The following is an 18035-nucleotide window of genomic DNA, read 5'->3' on the forward strand; positions in this document are numbered from 1 at the left end:
GACTCCTTCAATCGACGATTTCGAGGCTGTGGCCGAAGGGGTCGCGGACATAGAGGTTCTTCTTGCCCGCGAGCGGCCCTTCGGAAATCTCGATGATATTCTGCACGGTGCAGCCCCTGGCGGCCAGATAGGCGGCGGCCTTGTCGACATTGTCTACGCGCAGCGCGAGGTGATGCCCGCCCGCATCGCAGTTGCGCGGCGGCACCGGATTGCGGTCGCCGGGCGCATCATATTGCACCAGCTGCAGGTTCAGATTGTCCACCAGCGCCAGCATCGCCAGCGTCAGCGTCGCGCCGGCGACGCCGACATGCGCCTCCATCCAGTCGCGGCCATCGGGCATGGCCGGAATCTCGCTCGCCGCGAGCGGCCCCATGCGGAACAGCTCACGCGCACCGAACGTGTCGGTATAGAACGCGATCGCCGCCTCCAGATCGGGCACGGTGAACGAGACATGGTCGGCGGCGAGAAAGGCAGGCGCGTCGGTCATCAGGCGGTTTCTCCTTGCGAGGCGAGGGGCGGGGTGAGCGGTAAATCGCCGGGCGCATCTGCGCGGCGCGGGACGACGAGGCTGATCGCGACGGTGACGATCAGCGCCGCCCCCATCGCGACCAGGCCCGGCTCCCATTCGATGAAATGCGCGGCGATCCAGGCCTCGCCCGGCGGGGTGACAAGCAACGCATAGCCAGCGACCAGCCCGCCCGCGACCGCGACCGCGCTGGTGCGCGGCCAGACGAAGGCGAGGAACACGCCCGGCGCGAGCAGGCCGATCGCGCCATAGGCTGACAGCCCGATCTCGACCAGCGAGCGGTTGCCGCCCAGCGTCAGATAGACCGCGATGGCCGCTGCCCCCACCATCGACAATCGCGAGGCGAGCAGGCCGCCGCGTTCGCTGAGGCCCGGCCGGAGCGGCGCGACGACATTGCGCGCGAAGATCGACCCGGCGGTGAGCAGCAGCACCGACCCCGGGACGAGGGCGAGCAGGCACGCCGTCCCCGCGAGCAGCCCGACCAGCCAGGGCGGATAGCGATCGGACACGAACTGCAGCAGCACCGCGTTGATATCGCCATCGGGAGGCACCGTGCCCGCGAGCAGCGCGGCAAGACCCAGCAGGATGATGAAGAAATAGGACAGCGAATAGATCGGCTGGAAGATCGCGTTGCGGCGGATCGCATCCTCGGTCGCCGCCGAATAGCTCAGCTGGAACATGTGCGGGAAGATCCAGTTGGCGAGCGCGACATTGAGCGCCGAGGTCATCAGCCAGGTGGTCGAAAGCCTGCTATCGGCCTTGAGCCCCGGCAGCTTGCCGATGCCGGGAAACGCGTCCTGCGCGCGGGCATAGACATCGGCCATCGAGCTGGCGCCGACAATGCCCGCGACAGTGGCGCTGAGCGCGATGACCAGCACCAGCATCAGCACGTCCTTGACGCCCGCAGCAAAGGCGGCGGAGCGCAGCCCGGCCAGGAACACGAAGGCGAGCATCGCAGCGGCGGCAAGCACGGCGGCCATGCCGGGGGAGACATCGGTGCCCAGCGTCATCCGCAGGATGAGGCCGAGCGCGGTGATCTGGATCTGCACATAGACGACCAGGGCTGCGATCCCGACGACTGCGACGACCACGCCCAGCCACCGCGCGCGATAGTGATCGGCAAAGAAATCAGCCTGGGTGACCAGCGCCCGCGCGCGGCCCGCTGCCCAGATATTCGGCATCAGCCAGTAACCGATCGCCGCCGAGAGCGAGACCGAGCAGAAAGCGAGATAGGCCGGCGCGCCATAGGCCCAGGCAAAGCCCGAAATGCCGAGCACTGCGAAAGTCGTGTAGATCTCGCCCGCATTGAGGAACCAGAAGATCAGCGTGCCCATGCGGCGGCCGCCCAGCGCCCATTCCTCGACCGACTTCGCCTTGCTCTGCGCGCGGCCATAGAGCACCGCCCCGACGATCGTGCCGAGCACGACGAGCAGCGTGACGCCCAGGATCATCGGTGCTGCTCGCGCTTCAGGTCGATCGCGCGGACCAGCGCGATGATGGCGCTGGCAAACAGCACGCCCGCCATCTGCCACACCATGGGGAAGGGCAGGCCGAAGGGTCGCCAGGCAATGTCATTGACCAATGGCACCGCGCCGACCTGCCACACGAACGGCAGCAGCAGCAGCGCCAGGTGCCAGCGCCGCGCGGGGGGTGGGGGGCTCATGCCATCCATTGGCGCGCCGCCTCTTCGAGCACCGCCATCGGCACCGGGCCGGAGCGCAGCACCAGATCGTGAAAGCCGCGGATGTCGAACTTCGCGCCCAACCGCGCCCGTGCCGCCTCGCGCGCGGCGACGATGCGGTTTGCGCCGACCTTGAAGCTGCACGCCTGACCCGGATAGACGGCATAGCGCACGACCTCGCGATCGGTGCTTTCCGGGCTTTCCCCTGCATTGTCGACCATCCACTGCACCGCTTCCTCGCGGCTCCAGCGCTTGTGGTGGAGGCCGGTATCGACGACGATGCGCGCGGCGCGGAACAGCTCGGACTGCAGATAGCCGATGCGCCCGAACGGGTCGCCCTCGTACACGCCCAGTTCGTCCGCCACCTGCTGCGCATAGAGCGCCCAGCCTTCGGTATAGGCGGAAAAGCGCACGAGCTTGCGGAACAGCGGCAGCGCGCTGCCATGGCGCAGCACCGATGCCTGATAATGGTGCCCCGGAATGCCCTCGTGATGGGTCAGCGTTGGCAGCCGCCAGAGCGGATGCTCGCCCGGAGTCTTGAGGTTCAGCGAATAGGTGCCCGGCTGGCCCGCGACGCCTTCCGAATAGAAAGCTCCCGGCGCGCCATTCTCGATCGCGACCGGAATGCGCCGGACCACCAGCGGATCGATCTCGACCGCGCTGAACGCGCCGGACAGCCGCTCGCGCACTCGCTCCAGCGTGGCTTCGGCCGCCTTGATGATCTGCGCGCGTCCCGCATCGTCGTCGCTGACGGTGAAGCGCGGATCGGCATTGAGCGCCTTGATCCGATCGCCCACCGAGCCTTTGGAAAGGCCTTGCGCCTTCAGCCCGGCATCGATCTCGGCGATCAGCGCGGCGCACTGGTCGAGCCCTTCGCGGTGCAGCTCCTCGGGGGAAATGGCAGCGGTGGTGTTGGCGCGCAGCGCGCTGGCATAATAGGCATCGCCCTCGGGCAGCCGCCAGCATCCGGCGGTCTCGACAGACTTTGCCCGCAGCGCCTTGAGCGTTTCTGCCTGACGGTCAAGCGCGGGCGCGATCGCCTTGGCGAAGATCGCCTCGCCCCTGGTGCCGATATCGCCGAGGCCCGCCGCCTCGGCGCGGGCAATCGCCTTGGCCATCAGCGCCGACTGGCGCGGCGGCGCATTGCGCAAGGCCTCGATCTGGCGCACCGCGCGGTCGATGACGAAACCGGGCGGGATGACGCCGGCGGCGGCATCGATCCGGATTCGGTCGGTTTCCTGATCGAGCGCGACCGCAAGCGCTGCCAGCCGGTCATGCCAGGCCGCGACATCGGCAGCGCTTTCCAGCGGATGCGTTCCGCCGATGAAATCGGGCAGCCAGTAATAGGCCCCGTTCATCTGGCTGACGATATAGGGGCTGGGCCGCAGATTGGCGTCGACATAGCCATAGCGGCCGAGCGTATCGGCCAGCGTTTCATAGACGAAGCGCGCGACCGCATGGTCCAGCTGGGCGGGCTTCGACAGCGCCAGGACATCGATTTCGTCGAGATCGGCCAGCGCGATCGTGATGGCCGCGCGGTCTGCCTCGCGCGCAGCCTGTGAGCGGTCGTCGAGCCGCGCGCGGAGCGACGCATTGGCTCCGGTATCATAGCCCAGACCCGTGGCCTCTTCGGGCGAGCGGTGCAGAAAGGCGTGGGTGTGGCGACGCAGCAGCCGGGCAAATCCCTCATCGGGATTGCCCGGCGGCTTGGCGGCCCAGGTCAGGGTGCCGGGCAGGGCGGTCGCCACCGCGCCTGCCATGCCGGAAAGCAACAGGCTGCGTCTGTCAAACGTCATGCCAGCAACCCCTTAACCCCTTGTACCTGCTTCAGAACTTGTAGCTCAGGATGATGCCATAGCTCTGGAAAGAGGGCTCCACCTGCACGCCCGAATAAAAGGCCTTTTCATAGGCGTTGGCAAAATATTTCGCGTCGAAAAGGTTTTCGACGAACACCGTGGCACGCCACTTTTCGCCCTCGATGCCCGCGCGCAGGTTCACATTGTGATAGCTGGGCGAGATGAATGGGAAGCCGCTATAGCGATAGGCGAGCGGGGTGGAGAGCATCGAGCTGCGATAGCTCCATTCGGCGCGGACGAAGGCGTCGAGCCCTTCGCGCAGCGGCTGGGTATACTGGGTCTGCGCACCGAAGGTCCATTTGGGCGCATTGACCAGCGGCCGGCCCGAAATGTCGATGACGATCCCGTCGATCAGCGCGTTGGGATAGCTCTTGAACTTGGTGTTGTTATAGCCGACCTGGCCACCAAGCTTCCAGTTGTCGGTGATCTTGGCGTCGAAGCTGCCCTCGATGCCATAGCTCTCCGCGCTCGCCGCATTGGCGATGCCGCTGACGCCGCGCAGAAGCCCGGTCGCTGGATCGATGAACTGGAAGCGGATGGTCTGCTGAACGTTTTTCCAGTCCATATAGAAACCGGCAATGTCGACGCGAACGCGGTTGTCGAACAGGTCGAACTTGGTGCCGACCTCATAGTTCCACAGCGTTTCGGGATCGAAATCGTTCGACAGGTTGACGTTGTTCGAGGTCTGCGTGCCGCCCGACTTGAAGCCGCGCGAGGCGGTCGCATAGACCATCAGCGAATTGTTGGGCTTGTAGCTTAACGTCGCCTTGGGGGAGAAATCCTGGAAATCCGCGGTGCGATCGTTGACGCCGGTGATGGTGAGGTTCGACCGGTTTTCAGCGAAGTTGCGGGTCTTTTCCCACGAATAGCGACCGCCGAGCACCAGGGTAAGCTCGGGCGTGAAATGCAGTGTCGCTTCACCGAAGATTGCGAAATAGCGCGTCGTGCTGTCCGAATCGAACCCGGTAACCTCGAGCCCCGAGCAGTTGCCGACGCGTCCGGCGGGGCAGAGCGGGCTGTTGCGGCCGTGGAAGGTCGACTGGTCGGTGGTGCCGGTGTCGCGGCCGATGAACGCGCCGACGCTCCAGTCGAGGAAGTTCTTGCCGTTCGACTGCAGGCGAAGCTCGCCGCTGGTCGATTTGCGCTTCAGGAAGAAGTCCTCGTAGAAGAAGTCGGGGCTGCCGCCGTCGACATCGCCGAAGTTGAACACGTCCGAGGTCAGATGGCCGACCACGCCGGTCAGCGTCGCGACGTCGAAGTCCCATACCGCGCGCGAGCTGAAATACTGATAGGTGCTGCCGACATTCTGCGGCCGGTTGAAGTTCACCTTGTTGTCATTCTGAGGAAAGAAACCGACGCCGTCGGGCGCGCCGGTGATCGTCGTGGTACGGCCGGTGGCGTTGTAGTTGACGCCGTAATAGACGCTCGCCCAGGTGCCGGTGACCGCGCCGGTCGGCACGCCGTTGCGCATGCCGACTTCCTCGTTCGAATAGCTATAGGCGAAATCCCAGGTCAGCCGGTCGGTCGGCGTCAGCCGCGCCTGGACGCGCGCGGTGTAGAACTTGCTGTCGTTGCCGCCGCCGATCGGGTTGATGTTGCGGATATAGCCGTCGCTCTTTTCGTACTGGGCCGAGGCGCGCACCGCGAGCAGATCGGGGATCACCGGAATGTTGAGCACGCCCTGCGCGCGGAAGGTATCGTAATTGGAATAGGCGGCCTCGAGCTCGCCCTCCCAGTTCTGCACCGGCTTCTTGGTGATGACGTTGATCGCGCCCCCCACAGCATTACGGCCGAAATAGGTGCCCTGCGGCCCGCGCAGCACCTCGATCCGCTCGAGGTCGACGATCTGCGGGTTGCTGGTCCCGGCGGCGACGTTGAACTCGTCGATATAGAAGGCGTAGCTCGACTGCCGGACGTCGGCATAGGGGTTCAGCTGGTTGGAAATTCCGCGGATCGACAGATCCTTGCGGTCGCGCGAACCGTTGGTCTGGAAGCTGACATTTGGCGTCAGCGCGAAATAGTCCTCGACGCTCTGGACGTTCTGGTCCTTCAGCGTCTGCGCGGTGACCGCGGTGATCGCGATCGGCACGTCCTGGATCGACTGCGAGCGGCGCTGCGCCGTGACGATGATCTCGTCCTTGGCTTCGGTCTCGGTCGCGTCGGCCTGGGCGGCGTCCTGCGCCAGCGCCGGTGCCGCGATGCTGCAAAGGGCAAGCGCGATCAGGCCGGTTCCCATGCGCAGCTGGGCGGTCGTTGTGGCAATCGTCATGGCAATATCCCCTTTTCTGCCGCCAGCAGGTGCCGACGGCATGGTTTTTCATTCCCCTGGATTTTGGGCGGGCGCCTTTAGGGTCGCTCCGCCGAAACCGTCATGTGTTCAGCGCGTCCAGCACTGCGGATCGGTCTGGCCCTTGGCCGGATCGAGCTCCGAGCGGACCAGCACGATCGATGCGATCTTGCCGTCGCGGATCACGCCATGGCCCGCCGCCAGCGAGCAGGCGGTCTTGCCGTCCCGGCGCGACCGGATGACGTGATAGGTGTAGACCCGGTCGCCGACACGGAACATGTCCTTGAACGGCACCACGATCTCGACATCGCCGCCACCGGCCTGGATCTTCTGGAAGTGCTTCGCCCAGCCCTCGACGCCGTTGATCACGGTCTTGCCCTCGAGCACCAGCGTCGCATCTTCGGTGAAGTGCTTGCGGAAATTCTCGGGCGTGAACGCGCCGGGGGTCTTGAACGCCTCGTTCCACCAGACGAACATCTGCGACACCGGATCGTCCGAAGCGACGGGCGCGGCGATGGCCGCCGGAGCGAGCACCGGCATAGCGGGCACGAGCGCCAGTGCGGCCCCGGCGATCAGTCTGGTCATCAAGGTCATGTCAGAAATACCCTTCATTGTGCGATGAGGCCGGTCTTGTCGTCGCGATAGATGCGGCCGTCCTTCATCACGAAATCGATGGTGCGCAGTGCCGAGATGTTCTCGACCGGATTGGCGTTCACCGCGATGATGTCCGCCGCGAGGCCCGGCTTGATGCGCCCGGTCATGTCGTCGATCTTGAGCATCCGCGCGGTCTCGGTGGTGCCCGAGCGCAGCGCCTGGAGCGGGGTCATCCCCGCCTTCACGTAGAGCTCCGCCTCGGCGACGGTCGCGGTGGTGCCGTCATTGGGTTCGAACGGGAACTGGTCGGTGCCGAGCGCGATGTTGACGCCCAGGCGGATCGCCTTTTGCAGCATCGCCCAATGTTCCTTGCCGGTGCTGTCGACCCGCGCGAGATACCAGGCGGGCGATCCGATCTTCTTGTAGAATTCCTTGGCCCCCGGCTGGCTGACAACGATGGTCGGGACCAGCCACACGCCCTTTTTCTTCATCAGCTGCAGCGCGGCATCGTCGAGATAATAGCCATGCTCGAAGCAATCGATGTCGAACTTGAGCGCCTGCTGTGCCGCCTCGGCCGAGCCGTTATGCGCGGTGACCGGAATGCCGTTGCGATGCGCCACCTCGATCAGCGTCGAGAGCTCCTCGTCGGTCATCGGCGCCGCGCCGATCGCGCCGTGCGTGTCCGAAATGCCGCCCGAGATCGCGATCTTGATCCAGTCCGCGCCATATTTGATCTGCTTGCGCACCGCTGTCGCCAGGCCATAGGGGCCATCGGCCTCGAGCGAGCCATGGCCGCCGGTGGGCACGATGATCTCGCCTGCGGTCAGGATGCGCGGGCCGATAACGTCGCCGCGCTCGATCCCGGCGCGCAGCGCGAAGTCATTGCCATGATCCTCGCCGGTGGAGCGCGTGGTGGTGACCCCGGCAAGCAGTGACTTGCGGGCATTGCCCGCCATGCGCAGCACCTGTTGCGGGTCGGTCTCGCCCACCAGCGCCGCGCCCGCCGCACCGGGCAGCTTCAGCCCATAATGCGTGTGCATGTTCATCAGGCCCGGGATCAGCCAGCGGCCCGTCATCGACACCTGCTTGGCATCGCGCGGAATGGTGGTCGAGGCGGCAGGCCCCACGGCGCTGATGCGGCCTCCGGTGACGATCACGACCGCGTTCATCATGACGTTGCCGGTATCGACATCGACGACATTGCCGCCGACCAGCGCGATCACCTCGGTGCTGACCTCCTGGTCGACCATGATCTTGCCTTCGCGCGCCTCTGCCACGCCCGCCGTCGCCAGTGGCATCAGCGTCGCCGCCGTTGCCATCGCCGCCATCATCCATCGCCGGTAGCGCATATGCCTGTCCCCGCAGCCCCTTGAATACGTGCAACGTCACGCAAATGACGCATTCGTGCAATGCAGCAAAACCATCCGAATCGTTGCGTCAGGCGCAACATATGAAAGGTAGCCAGCGCTCTGATGAAATTAGATTGTTGTAAACGCGCGCTTTCGGCGCCGGGGTGGCCAGTATGATCAAATGCGCTTTGCCGATCTGAGCGCTAGAATCTGTGCCGGCTGTGGTGAGGATCGGCACATCGGGGAGACAAGGACATGCCGACAAACGGACTGGAAGTAACGCGCAGAACCACGCTGGCGGGCGGACTCGCGCTGGGGGCGATGGCGGGCATGCCGTTGCACGCCCAGGCGAGCGATGCCGGGGCCAGGCTGCGCGCGCTGCTCGAACAGGCCGATGCCGCCGATGCGCTGCTCGATCCGCTGTCCGACGAACGGCGCGGGGAGAGCAGCGGCCCGGCCTATGTCGATCCGCTGGGCGATGCCTATGGCGACACGCTGCGTGCCAACAAGCAGGCGCAGATGCAGGCGCTCGAGCAGATCGACCGTAAGGCGCTCTCGCCGCAGGACGCGATCGCCTATGACGTGTTCGCGTATCGCACGCGCGAGGTGCTGAGCCTGTTCGACAGCGGGCTGTTCGTCATCAAGCGGCAACTGGCACTCGATCCTTCGTTCGGTCCGCATGTCGAGGTCGCCGATTTCGTCTCGGGCGGCGGCGCTCGCTTCGAGTCGCTCGCCGATTACGAGCGCGGCCTGGAGCGGCTCAAAGGCTTTGCCGATTATCTGCAGACCGCGATCGTGCGGCTGCGCGAGGGTCTGGCTTCGGGCCATGTCCATTCGCAGGTCGTGGTCGCCAATGTGCTGCGCCAGGTCGATGCCATGCTGGCGCTCGCGCCCGACGACACGCCCTTCTTTGCCGCGATCCGGCAGATGCCCGATCCGGTCAAGGCCAGCGATGGCGACCGGCTGACCGCCGCCTATCGCTCGCTGATCCGCGAACGCATCCTGCCGGGATACAATCGGTGGCACGATTTCCTGACCCAGGACTATGCGCCCAAGGCGCTCGCGCTGCCGGGGCGCGGGGCGATGCCCGATGGCGCGCGGCTCTATGCGGCAGAGCTGGCGCGGCACACCACGACGAGCCTTGGCGCAGACGAGATTCACGCGCTCGGCCTGTCGGAAGTCGCGCGCATCCGCAGCGAGATGGAACAGGCGCGCAAGGACATCGGCTTCGAGGGCGACCTTGCCGGGCTGTTCGAGCATATCCGCACCGACCCCAGATATTATTACAAGACCCCCGAAGAGCTGCTCGCGCGCTTTGCCGCGATCGAAGCGAAGATCTGGCCGGCGATCCCCAAGCTGTTCGCGCGGCGGCCCAAGGCGCCGTTCCGCGTCGCGCCGCTGCCCGCGCTCGGCGATCAGCGCGGCACCGGTTATTACCGGCCCGGACCTGCCGATGGCGTGTCGCCGGGAACGCTCTATTTCAACATGGCGATGCTGGGCACCCGGCCCATCCCGACACTGGAGACGCTGACGCTGCACGAAGGCATTCCGGGTCATCATTTCCAGCTGACCCTGGCGCGCGAGAACGAGGCGCTGCCGCCGATCCTGCGCTTCGGATCGTCCACCGCCTATTCGGAGGGCTGGGGGCTCTATGCCGAGTCGCTGGGCCGTGATCTCGGCATGTTCACCGATCCGCTCCAGTGGTTCGGTCATCTCGACATGGAGATGCTCCGCGCGGTGCGGCTGGTGGTCGATACCGGGCTGCATGCGAAGAACTGGCAGCGGCAGCGGGCGATCGACTATATGCTCGCCAACACCTCGATGGCGCCCAAGGATGTCGCGGTGGAGATCGACCGCTATATCGCCTCTCCGGGCCAGGCCTGTTCCTACAAGATCGGCGAGATCCGCATCGCGGTGCTGCGCGAGCGCGCACGCAAGGCGCTGGGCAAGCGCTTCGACATCCGCGATTATCACGACCAGGTGCTCGGCACCGGCGCGCTGCCGATGGCGGTGCTGGAGGCGAAGATCGAGCGCTGGATTGCGGCGGGAGGTGGGGCCGCTGGCTCAGGCTTCTAAGCCAGGCGCCTCTGCGGGCCAGACCGGCCTGTCCATCTGGAACAGGTCGGTCATCCGCACATACCAGCCCGCCCCGTGCACACGCCCGATCAGGCCCATGGCGAGCGTGTCGAGATGGCAGCGGTCGGCATCAAGCACAAACCGGTCGGCGACATGCGCCATCAGCACCTCGCCGATGACGATCACCTGGCCGCCCTCACCGCCGGGATAGACGGTTTCCAGCACCCGGCATTCCAGGCTGACCGGCGCGCTGGCGATGCGCGGCGGCCCGACCAGCCGCGAGGGCAGCAGCTCCAGCCCGGCCAGCGCGCACTCGTCGACTTCCGGCGGCGCGTCTATGCAGGTGAGGTTCATCGCCTCGGCGTCGGCTTCGCACACCAGGTTGATGACGAATTCGCCGGTGGTGGTGATGTTGACCGCGCTGTCCTTCAACCCGCCTTCGGGCCGCAGCATCAGCCCCAGCACCACGGTCGGCGGATCGGAGCCCATCATGTTGAAGAAGCTATAGGGTGCCGCGTTGTGAATTCCGTCGGCCGAGCGGCTGGTGACCCAGGCGATCGGGCGCGGTGTGATCGACGAGGCGAGCAGCTTGTAGCGCTTGGCAACCTCAAGCGCGCGGAGATCGAATTCCATGCGGCTCAATCCTCGACGGTGCGGACGACGCAGGTCTTGGGGCGCTCGTCGACGGTCAGGCTGAAAATGTCGGGCCGGGCATAATGGCCGGTCACATCGAAATCATACTTGCCGCGCACCACCTCTTCGGTGTCGATCTCGGCATAGAGGATCGTCTCGCCTGCATAATCGGGCCCGGCGAGCACATCGCCCAGCGGACCGATGATGCAGCTTCCGCCGCGCATCAGCACGGTGTCCGGATCGTCCCCGAGCGCGCAGTCGTATTCCGCTGGATAGGCGGCGCGGGTGATGTGCTGGCAGGCCGATAGCACGAAGGTGCGCCCCTCCAGCGCGATATGCCGCATCGAGGCGAGCCAGCCGTCGCGATCGTCGGCCGTCGGCGCGCACCAGATCGATATGCCCTTGGCGTACATCGCCATGCGCATCGCGGGCATGTAATTCTCCCAGCAGATTACCGCGCCCACCTTACCCAGCGGCGTGTCGAGCACCGGCATGGTCGAACCGTCGCCAAAGCCCCAGATCAGTCGTTCGGCCCCCGTGGGCATCAGCTTGCGATGCTTCGCGACCAGCCCGGCCGCGCCGTCGAAGAACAATGCGGTGCAATAGAGCGTCCCGCCGTCGCGCTCGATCACGCCGATGACGACGAAAAGCCCGGTTTCCGCCGTCGCCTCCGCGATCGCTGCGACCTCAGGCCCGTCGAGCGCGATCGCGCCTTCATGATAGCGCTGGAAGTCGCGGCGACCCTCGGGCTTGCGCATACCGACCGGCGTGCCGAACGATGCGCCCTTGGGATAGGTGCCGACAAAGGCCTCGGGAAATACCGCCAGCCGCGCACCTGCCGCCGCCGCTTCGTGGATCAGCGCTGCCGCCTTGGCCGCAGACGCCATCGGGTCAAAGGGATGCGCCGCCGCCTGGACCACCGCTGCCTTGTATCTCGCCATCGTCGCGCTTCTCCAAAAAAATTTCGCCGCCAGAATAGCTCGGGCGATTGACGTTTCAAGCTTAAAGTTTTAACCTTCAAGTATCTCGAGCGGAGGAATCGGCAATGGCATCGACCTATGACCAGTATCGCGAGGATGTGGCAGGCAGGGCCAATGTCACCGACACGCCGGAGCTGGTTCGCTATTATCGCGAACTCGAGGAGCTGGGAACCGGCGCGCTGTGGACCGTCGCCAACAAGATCGAGCCATGGGAACCGGCTTCGCCTTCGGTCCCGATCATTTGGCGCTACAACGACCTTCGCGACCGGGTGATGCGCGCGCTCGAGCTGGTGACCCCCGAACAGGCCGGGCGTCGCGTGGTCTATCTCGCCAACCCGGCGCGGCAGGATGTCGTGGCCGCCGTCGGCTGGCTCTATTCGGGGCTGCAGGTGATGGCGCCGGGCGAATGCGCGTCGAGCCATCGCCATAGCGCTTCGGCTCTGCGCTTCATCATGGAGGGCGAGGGCGCCTTTACCAATGTCGACGGGCACAAGATGACGCTGCGGCGCAACGATTTCGTGCTCACCCCCAACGGCACTTGGCACGAGCATGGTGTTGCGGAAGGTGGAACGCCATGCATCTGGCAGGACGGGCTCGACATTCCGCTGATGAACGCGCTCGATGCCAATTTCTACGAGGTGCACCCCGATCTCAACCAGGCGGTGACCTATCCGGTCGACGATTCCACCGCAACCTGGGCGGGCGCGGGGCTGCGCCCGGCGGGGCAGGACTGGTCGAAGCGCTATTCGCCGCTGTTCAAATACGAATGGGAGCCGACCTACGAAGCCTTGCAGCGCTATGCCTCGGTCAGCGACGGCAGCCCCTATGACGGCATCCATATGGACTACATGAACCCGCTGACCGGCGGTGCGGTGATGTCCACCATCGGCGCGTCGATCCAGATGCTGCGCCCCGGCGAGCGCACCCGCGCGCACCGCGAGGTCGGCAATTTCGTCTATCAGTGCGCCAAGGGTTCGGGCCATTCGATCATCAACGGCCAGCGTTTCGACTGGCAGGAGCGGGACATTTTCGTCGTGCCGAGCTGGATGTTCCACGAGCATGTCAACGGATCGGACAGCGAGGATGCCTGCCTGTTCTCGTTCCACGACCTTCCGGTCATGCGCGCGCTCGGCCTCTATCGGCAGGAAGCGCTGGCCGAAAATGGCGGGCACCAGCCGATCCTCGGCTGACCTGCCGCTCTTCCGTCTTTCCTCCCCGTCAGTCCAAGGATCTGCCTTATGCGTCTCGTTACCTTCCGCGCCACCGTCGAAGCGCCTGCCCGGCTGGGGGCGATCGCCGGATCGCTGGTGGTCGATCTCGAATTGCTCGGCGATGCCACCGGCGTGCCGCTGCCCTCCACGATGCTCGATTTCATTGATTTGGGCCCGGAGGCCGTGCGCATTGCCTCGGCGCTGATGGCAGAGCTCGATGGCGAATTCCCGCTCGGCACCGCGCAGCCGCTTGTCAATGTAAAGCTGCTCGCGCCGATCCCGCGGCCGCGCAAGAACATCTTCGGCATCGGGCTCAACTATATCGACCATGTCGCCGAATCCGCCGCCGCGCTCGACACCTCGCCCGATCTGCCGCGCCAGCCGGTGATCTTTTCCAAGCCGCCGACCAGCGTGATCGGCCCGGGCGACCCGATCCCGCACGATGCCAATGTCACCCAGCAGCTCGACTGGGAGGTCGAACTCGCCGCGATCATCGGCACCCGCGCCAAGCGCGTCGCGCGCGAAGAGGCGCTGGCCTATGTCTTCGGCTATACCGTGCTCATCGACATGAGCGCGCGCGATTGCCGCCGCGCGGGCCAGTGGATCTACTCCAAGGGCCAGGATGGCTATGCGCCAATGGGGCCGGTGATCGTCACCGCCGACGAAATCCCCGATCCGCAGACGCTCGACCTGTGGCTGACCGTCAATGGCGTCGAAAAGCAGCGGTCGAACACCGCCAAGATGCTGTTCAAGGTCGATGAGCTGATCGCCGACATCTCGGTCGGCATCACGCTGGAGCCGGGCGACATCATCGCCACCGGCACGCCCGAGGGCGTGGGGGCAGGCCGCACGCCGCAGGAATTCCTGTGGCCGGGCGATGTCGTCGAATGCGCGGTCGAGGGCATCGGCCGCCTGCGGCATAATGTGGTGGCGGTGTAATGGCGATGCGCATCGCGTGCCTGGGCGGCGGACCGGCGGGCCTGTATTTCGCAATCTCGATGAAGCTGCGCGATCCTGCGCACGACATCACCGTGTTCGAGCGCAACAAGGCAGGCGACACGTTCGGCTGGGGCGTGGTCTTTTCCGACCAGACGCTGGGCAATCTGCGTGCCAATGACCCTGTGAGTGCTGCGACGATCGCGGACAGCTTTGCGCACTGGGACGATGTCGATGTAGTGGTCGGCGACGAGCGCATCCGCTCCGGGGGGCACGGCTTTATCGGCATCGGGCGCAAGCGGCTGCTGGTCATCCTGCAGGAGCGGGCCCGCGAGCTCGGCGTCAAGCTGGTGTTCGAGACCGAGTTTTCGCCCGAGATCGAGGCCTGGACCGATTACGACCTGGTCGTCGCCGCCGATGGCATCAACAGCCGGGTGCGCGAGCTTTACGCCGAACGGTTCGATGTCGATATCCAGGTGCGCGCCAACAAGTTCATCTGGCTGGGCACCACAAGGCTGTTTGAGGCGTTCGAGTTCATCTTCGAAAAGACCGAGGCCGGCTGGGTCTGGGCGCATGCCTATCGTTTCGATGACACGCATTCGACCTTCATCGTCGAATGTTCGGAAAGCACCTGGGCGGGCCTCGGCTTCGACACGATGGAGCCGGACGAGGCGCGCGCGGCGTGCGAGAGGCTGTTCGCGCGGCATCTTCAGGGCCATCCGCTGATCAGCAACGCCACGCATCTGCGCGGCTCGGCGGCCTGGATCAATTTCCGCCGGGTGCTGTGCCATCGCTGGTCTTTCGACAATGTCGTGCTGCTCGGCGATGCCGCGCACACCGCGCATTTCTCGATCGGATCGGGTACCAAGCTGGCGCTGGAAGACGCGATCAAGCTGGCGGCGGTGCTCGACCGGCCCGGCCTCGATCGCCGCGAGGCGCTGGCCGAGGCGCTGGGCGAATATGAGCAGGAGCGCCGGGTCGAGGTGCTCAAGATCCAGAATGCGGCGCGCAACTCGACCGAATGGTTCGAGACGCTCGACCGCTATATCGACTTCCCGCCGATCCAATTTGCCTATTCGCTGATGACCCGCTCGCAGCGGGTGAGCCATGCGAACTTGGCGTTGCGCGATCCGCAATGGTTGGCCGAGGTGGAAAGCTGGTTTGCAAGCCACGCGCAGGGCGACACTCAGGCACCCCCGATGTTCACGCCCTTCCGGCTGCGCGGTCTGACGCTGGCCAACCGCGTCGTCGTCGCACCGGTCCTGACCTATCAGGCCGACGATCAGGGGCGCGTCGGCGCCTTCCACCTGGTGCATTATGGCGCGCGTGCGCTGGGCGGTGCAGGGCTGGTGATGACCGAAATGTGCGCGGTTGCGCCCGAAGGCCGGATCACGCCGGCATGTCCGGGCCTGTGGACCGACGAACAGGCCGATGGCTGGTCGTCCATCGTCGACTTCGCGCACGCGGCGGGCAGCGCGATCGGCGTGCAGATCGGTCATGCCGGCGCGCGCGGTGCGGTATCGGTTCCGTCGCAGGGCGAAAAGCCTCTGGGCGATGCTGGCTGGCCGCTGGTTGCCGCGAGCGCCCAACCCTGGGCGGAAGGATATGCGACGCCTGCCGCGCTCGACGCTGCGGGCATGGAGGCGATCCGCGCCGCCTTTGTCGATGCAGCGCTGCGCGCTGACCGGGCGGGGTTCGATCTGATCGAGATCCAGGCAGGACATGGCTATCTGCTGTCCGGCTTCATCAGCCCGCTGACCAACCATCGCGACGATGCCCTTGGCGGTGATCTGGCAGCGCGGCTGGTGTTCCCGCTATCGGTGGTCGAGGCGGTGCGCGCAGCCTGGCCGCAGGACAAGCCGCTTTCGGTGCGCATTTCCGCGCACGACTGGGTACCCGGCGGAATTACCGGCGCGGACGCGGTCGAGATCGCGCGCGCATTCATGGCCGCCGGCGCCGATATCATCGACGTGTCCTCGGGCGAGACCTCGCCGGCGGCGCGCCCGGTCTATGGCCGCATGTACCAGGCGCCATTGTCCGATCAGGTGCGCAACGAAGTGGGATGCCCCACCATCGTCGCCGGCAACATTACCGATGCCGATCAGATCAACTCGATCCTGGTGGCAGGCCGCGCCGATCTGGTCGCGCTGGGTCGCCCGCATCTGGCCGACCCCGCCTGGACGCTGCACGCGGCGGCCGCAGCAGGCTTTAAGGGGCTGCGCGCGCACGATGCCTATCGGCTGGGGCAGGAACAGTTGCTCCGCAACAGCCGCACGGTTACGGTGCAGGCCTGATGGCAACGGCATTCCAGGCAGGGCAGGAGGGGGACGTGCACGGCGCATCCGAAGCCCAGCCCAATCCAAACCTGCGCCTCTGGCTGCGGCTGCTCAGCTGCACCACCATCGCGGAAAAGCGGCTGCGGCGGCGTCTGGCCGAGCAGTTCGACACCACGCTGCCGCGCTTCGATGTGCTCGCCGCGCTCGAGCGAGAGCCGGGCGGGCTGGCGATGACCGAATTGTCGCAGCGGCTGCTGGTCTCGAACGGCAATGTCACGGCGGTGGTCCAGCAGCTGGCCAAGCTGGGCCATGTGTCGGTCATCAAGCCCGAACATGACCGGCGCAGCTCGATCGTCACGATGACCGACGAGGGGCGCGCGCACTTCGCCACCGTCGCCCGCGAGCATCACGGCTGGGTCGAAGAAATGTTCGCCGGGATCGGCGCTGACGATCGCGACCAGCTCTACAGGCTGCTCGCCGTGCTGCGTGGCTCGCTCGACCAGTCGGAGGAACGCTGATGCAGGTGCTGCAACTGCCGGTGCGCTTCGCCCATGTCGACGCAGCGGGCATCGTTTTCTATCCGCGCTATTTCGAGATGCTCAACGCCGCGGTCGAGCAATATTTCGCCGATATCGTGGGGGTCGATTTCAAGACCATGCATCTCGACCGGCAGATCGGCGTTCCGACCGTGCATCTGGAGGCGGATTTTGCCGCGCCCAGCCGGTTGGGCGATTTGCTGTCGATCGATCTGGCGGTCGAAAAGGTCGGGCGATCCTCCTGCGCGGTACGCTATGCCGTGCGCTGCGGCGAGGAGACGCGGTTGCGGGCCTCGGCCACTCTGGTATGCATGGACCTTGTGAAGGCCAGCGCGATTGCCTGGCCAGACGATATCAGGGCGCGGATGCTTGTCGAAACGGTCGATTGAAGGCGAGAAGCTCGGGCCTCCTGTCACGGTGCAGGGGGGCTGTCATTGCGGTGCCGTTCGCTTCGAGGCGGATGTGGAGGCGCGCGTGAAGCTGCTCGCGTGCAACTGCTCGATGTGCGCCAAGACCGGCTTTCTGCACATGATCGTTCCGCACGACCAATTCCGGCTGATTTCCGGCCAGGACCAGCTCACCAGCTATCGTTTCGGCACCGGCGCTGCCGAGCATCTGTTCTGCCGGACCTGCGGAATCCGCAGCTTCTACCAGCCGCGATCGCACCCCGACAGCTGGTCGGTCGACTATCGCTGCCTTGACGACGGGCACGGCGTCGAGGCGCAAACCGAAGCGTTCGACGGGCGAAACTGGGAGGCAGCGCGCGCTGCCCTGACGGATGATTGAATTGCGTTTTGTGCAAGTGCATGCGAATCAATTGCACTTGTAGGACAGCAATTATGACCTAAGTACCCTGACAGAGAGCAGGATGTCTGCGCGGCCAATTCCATAGTTCGTCAGGAGTTCGTCATGCGTATTGCATTCAATCTGGCCGCTGCCTTCGTGAGCAGCGCCGTGATCATGCTGGCCGTCATCTGATCTGAGACGCGGCCGCACGAGTGCGGCAGCAGGCCAGTTCGCCAAGGCCTGCAACCTGCGGATCAACGCCGGTTGCAGGCAAGGTGCCCCGATCATATCCTTCAAATCCCTGCATG

Annotated in this window: 16 protein-coding genes; 7 read left to right on the forward strand and 9 right to left on the reverse strand. The window is 65.5% G+C overall.

The window, feature by feature from the left end; genetic code table 11:
* Positions 1-7: 7 nt before the first annotated feature.
* The 7 genes from FG486_RS10490 to FG486_RS10520 form a co-directional block, all read right to left on the reverse strand.
* Entirely contained in the window at positions 8-487 is a 480-nt protein-coding gene (locus tag FG486_RS10490; protein ID WP_181267460.1) for a VOC family protein, read from the reverse strand.
* Positions 487-1977 (reverse strand): sodium:solute symporter family protein, encoded by a 1491-nt coding sequence (locus FG486_RS10495; RefSeq protein ID WP_181267461.1) that lies wholly within the window; start codon positions 1975-1977, stop codon positions 487-489. Before FG486_RS10495 ends, FG486_RS10490 begins: the two co-directional genes overlap by 1 nt.
* Entirely contained in the window at positions 1974-2189 is a 216-nt protein-coding gene (locus FG486_RS10500; protein WP_231750171.1) for a DUF3311 domain-containing protein, read from the reverse strand. The genes FG486_RS10495 and FG486_RS10500 overlap by 4 nt, the downstream gene beginning before the upstream one ends.
* A complete protein-coding gene (locus FG486_RS10505; protein WP_181267462.1) occupies positions 2186-4003 on the reverse strand; it encodes a DUF885 domain-containing protein in 1818 nt (605 codons plus the stop codon). Before FG486_RS10505 ends, FG486_RS10500 begins: the two co-directional genes overlap by 4 nt.
* A gap of 31 nt (positions 4004-4034) precedes the next feature.
* On the reverse strand, positions 4035-6332 hold the full coding sequence (locus tag FG486_RS10510) for a TonB-dependent receptor (protein WP_181267463.1): 2298 nt from the start codon (positions 6330-6332) through the stop codon (positions 4035-4037).
* Positions 6333-6440: 108 nt separating this feature from the next.
* Entirely contained in the window at positions 6441-6944 is a 504-nt protein-coding gene (locus tag FG486_RS10515) for a nuclear transport factor 2-like protein (protein WP_231750114.1), read from the reverse strand.
* A 14-nt stretch (positions 6945-6958) separates the two neighbouring features.
* Positions 6959-8293: an amidohydrolase family protein gene (locus FG486_RS10520; RefSeq protein ID WP_241695689.1), complete on the reverse strand. Its 1335-nt coding sequence runs from the start codon at positions 8291-8293 to the stop codon at positions 6959-6961.
* Between the two features lie 255 nt (positions 8294-8548).
* Between FG486_RS10520 and FG486_RS10525 the strand changes: the two genes are divergently transcribed.
* Positions 8549-10369, forward strand: a complete 1821-nt coding sequence (locus FG486_RS10525) for a DUF885 domain-containing protein (protein ID WP_181267464.1) — start codon at positions 8549-8551, stop codon at positions 10367-10369.
* Here the strand turns inward: FG486_RS10525 and FG486_RS10530 are convergent.
* Together FG486_RS10530 and FG486_RS10535 are read right to left on the reverse strand one after the other, a co-directional pair.
* Entirely contained in the window at positions 10358-11002 is a 645-nt protein-coding gene (locus FG486_RS10530) for a flavin reductase family protein (RefSeq protein WP_066280918.1), read from the reverse strand. The two genes, FG486_RS10525 and FG486_RS10530, sit on opposite strands and share 12 nt — an antisense overlap.
* A gap of 5 nt (positions 11003-11007) precedes the next feature.
* On the reverse strand, positions 11008-11943 hold the full coding sequence (locus FG486_RS10535; RefSeq protein ID WP_066280913.1) for a carbon-nitrogen hydrolase family protein: 936 nt from the start codon (positions 11941-11943) through the stop codon (positions 11008-11010).
* A gap of 104 nt (positions 11944-12047) precedes the next feature.
* On the opposite strand from FG486_RS10535, the gene FG486_RS10540 reads away from it, so the two are divergent.
* Genes FG486_RS10540 through FG486_RS10565 form a run of 6 tightly spaced genes read left to right on the forward strand, consistent with a single transcriptional unit; the run spans position 12048 to position 17727 of the window.
* Positions 12048-13172: a cupin domain-containing protein gene (locus tag FG486_RS10540; RefSeq protein WP_066280905.1), complete on the forward strand. Its 1125-nt coding sequence runs from the start codon at positions 12048-12050 to the stop codon at positions 13170-13172.
* A 48-nt stretch (positions 13173-13220) separates the two neighbouring features.
* The gene (locus tag FG486_RS10545; protein WP_181267465.1) at positions 13221-14132 is read left to right on the forward strand and encodes a fumarylacetoacetate hydrolase family protein; all 912 of its coding nucleotides are present in this window, start codon (positions 13221-13223) and stop codon (positions 14130-14132) included.
* Positions 14132-16423, forward strand: a complete 2292-nt coding sequence (locus FG486_RS10550) for a bifunctional salicylyl-CoA 5-hydroxylase/oxidoreductase (protein ID WP_241695690.1) — start codon at positions 14132-14134, stop codon at positions 16421-16423. Before FG486_RS10545 ends, FG486_RS10550 begins: the two co-directional genes overlap by 1 nt.
* A 35-nt stretch (positions 16424-16458) precedes the next feature.
* Positions 16459-16923 (forward strand): MarR family winged helix-turn-helix transcriptional regulator, encoded by a 465-nt coding sequence (locus tag FG486_RS10555; RefSeq protein WP_273301657.1) that lies wholly within the window; start codon positions 16459-16461, stop codon positions 16921-16923.
* Positions 16923-17330 (forward strand): acyl-CoA thioesterase, encoded by a 408-nt coding sequence (locus FG486_RS10560; protein WP_181267467.1) that lies wholly within the window; start codon positions 16923-16925, stop codon positions 17328-17330. The genes FG486_RS10555 and FG486_RS10560 overlap by 1 nt, the downstream gene beginning before the upstream one ends.
* Complete coding sequence (locus tag FG486_RS10565; protein ID WP_241695691.1) at positions 17311-17727, forward strand: GFA family protein; 417 nt, start codon at positions 17311-17313, stop codon at positions 17725-17727. The genes FG486_RS10560 and FG486_RS10565 overlap by 20 nt, the downstream gene beginning before the upstream one ends.
* The last annotated feature ends 308 nt before the right edge of the window (positions 17728-18035 follow it).

Origin of the sequence: Blastomonas ursincola, assembly GCF_013607875.1 — a bacterium.
GTDB classification, from domain to species: Bacteria; Pseudomonadota; Alphaproteobacteria; order Sphingomonadales; family Sphingomonadaceae; genus Blastomonas; species Blastomonas ursincola.

Coding starts and splice junctions, on each gene's coding strand:
- FG486_RS10495 (WP_181267461.1), bottom strand. CDS start 1,977: ATGATCCTGGGCGTCACGCTGCTCGTCGTGCTCGGCACGATCGTCGGG.
- FG486_RS10525 (WP_181267464.1), top strand. CDS start 8,549: ATGCCGACAAACGGACTGGAAGTAACGCGCAGAACCACGCTGGCGGGC.
- FG486_RS10535 (WP_066280913.1), bottom strand. CDS start 11,943: ATGGCGAGATACAAGGCAGCGGTGGTCCAGGCGGCGGCGCATCCCTTT.
- FG486_RS10530 (WP_066280918.1), bottom strand. CDS start 11,002: ATGGAATTCGATCTCCGCGCGCTTGAGGTTGCCAAGCGCTACAAGCTG.
- FG486_RS10500 (WP_231750171.1), bottom strand. CDS start 2,189: ATGAGCCCCCCACCCCCCGCGCGGCGCTGGCACCTGGCGCTGCTGCTG.
- FG486_RS10510 (WP_181267463.1), bottom strand. CDS start 6,332: ATGACGATTGCCACAACGACCGCCCAGCTGCGCATGGGAACCGGCCTG.
- FG486_RS10490 (WP_181267460.1), bottom strand. CDS start 487: ATGACCGACGCGCCTGCCTTTCTCGCCGCCGACCATGTCTCGTTCACC.
- FG486_RS10560 (WP_181267467.1), top strand. CDS start 16,923: ATGCAGGTGCTGCAACTGCCGGTGCGCTTCGCCCATGTCGACGCAGCG.
- FG486_RS10515 (WP_231750114.1), bottom strand. CDS start 6,944: ATGACCTTGATGACCAGACTGATCGCCGGGGCCGCACTGGCGCTCGTG.
- FG486_RS10540 (WP_066280905.1), top strand. CDS start 12,048: ATGGCATCGACCTATGACCAGTATCGCGAGGATGTGGCAGGCAGGGCC.
- FG486_RS10550 (WP_241695690.1), top strand. CDS start 14,132: ATGGCGATGCGCATCGCGTGCCTGGGCGGCGGACCGGCGGGCCTGTAT.
- FG486_RS10520 (WP_241695689.1), bottom strand. CDS start 8,293: ATGCGCTACCGGCGATGGATGATGGCGGCGATGGCAACGGCGGCGACG.
- FG486_RS10505 (WP_181267462.1), bottom strand. CDS start 4,003: ATGACGTTTGACAGACGCAGCCTGTTGCTTTCCGGCATGGCAGGCGCG.
- FG486_RS10545 (WP_181267465.1), top strand. CDS start 13,221: ATGCGTCTCGTTACCTTCCGCGCCACCGTCGAAGCGCCTGCCCGGCTG.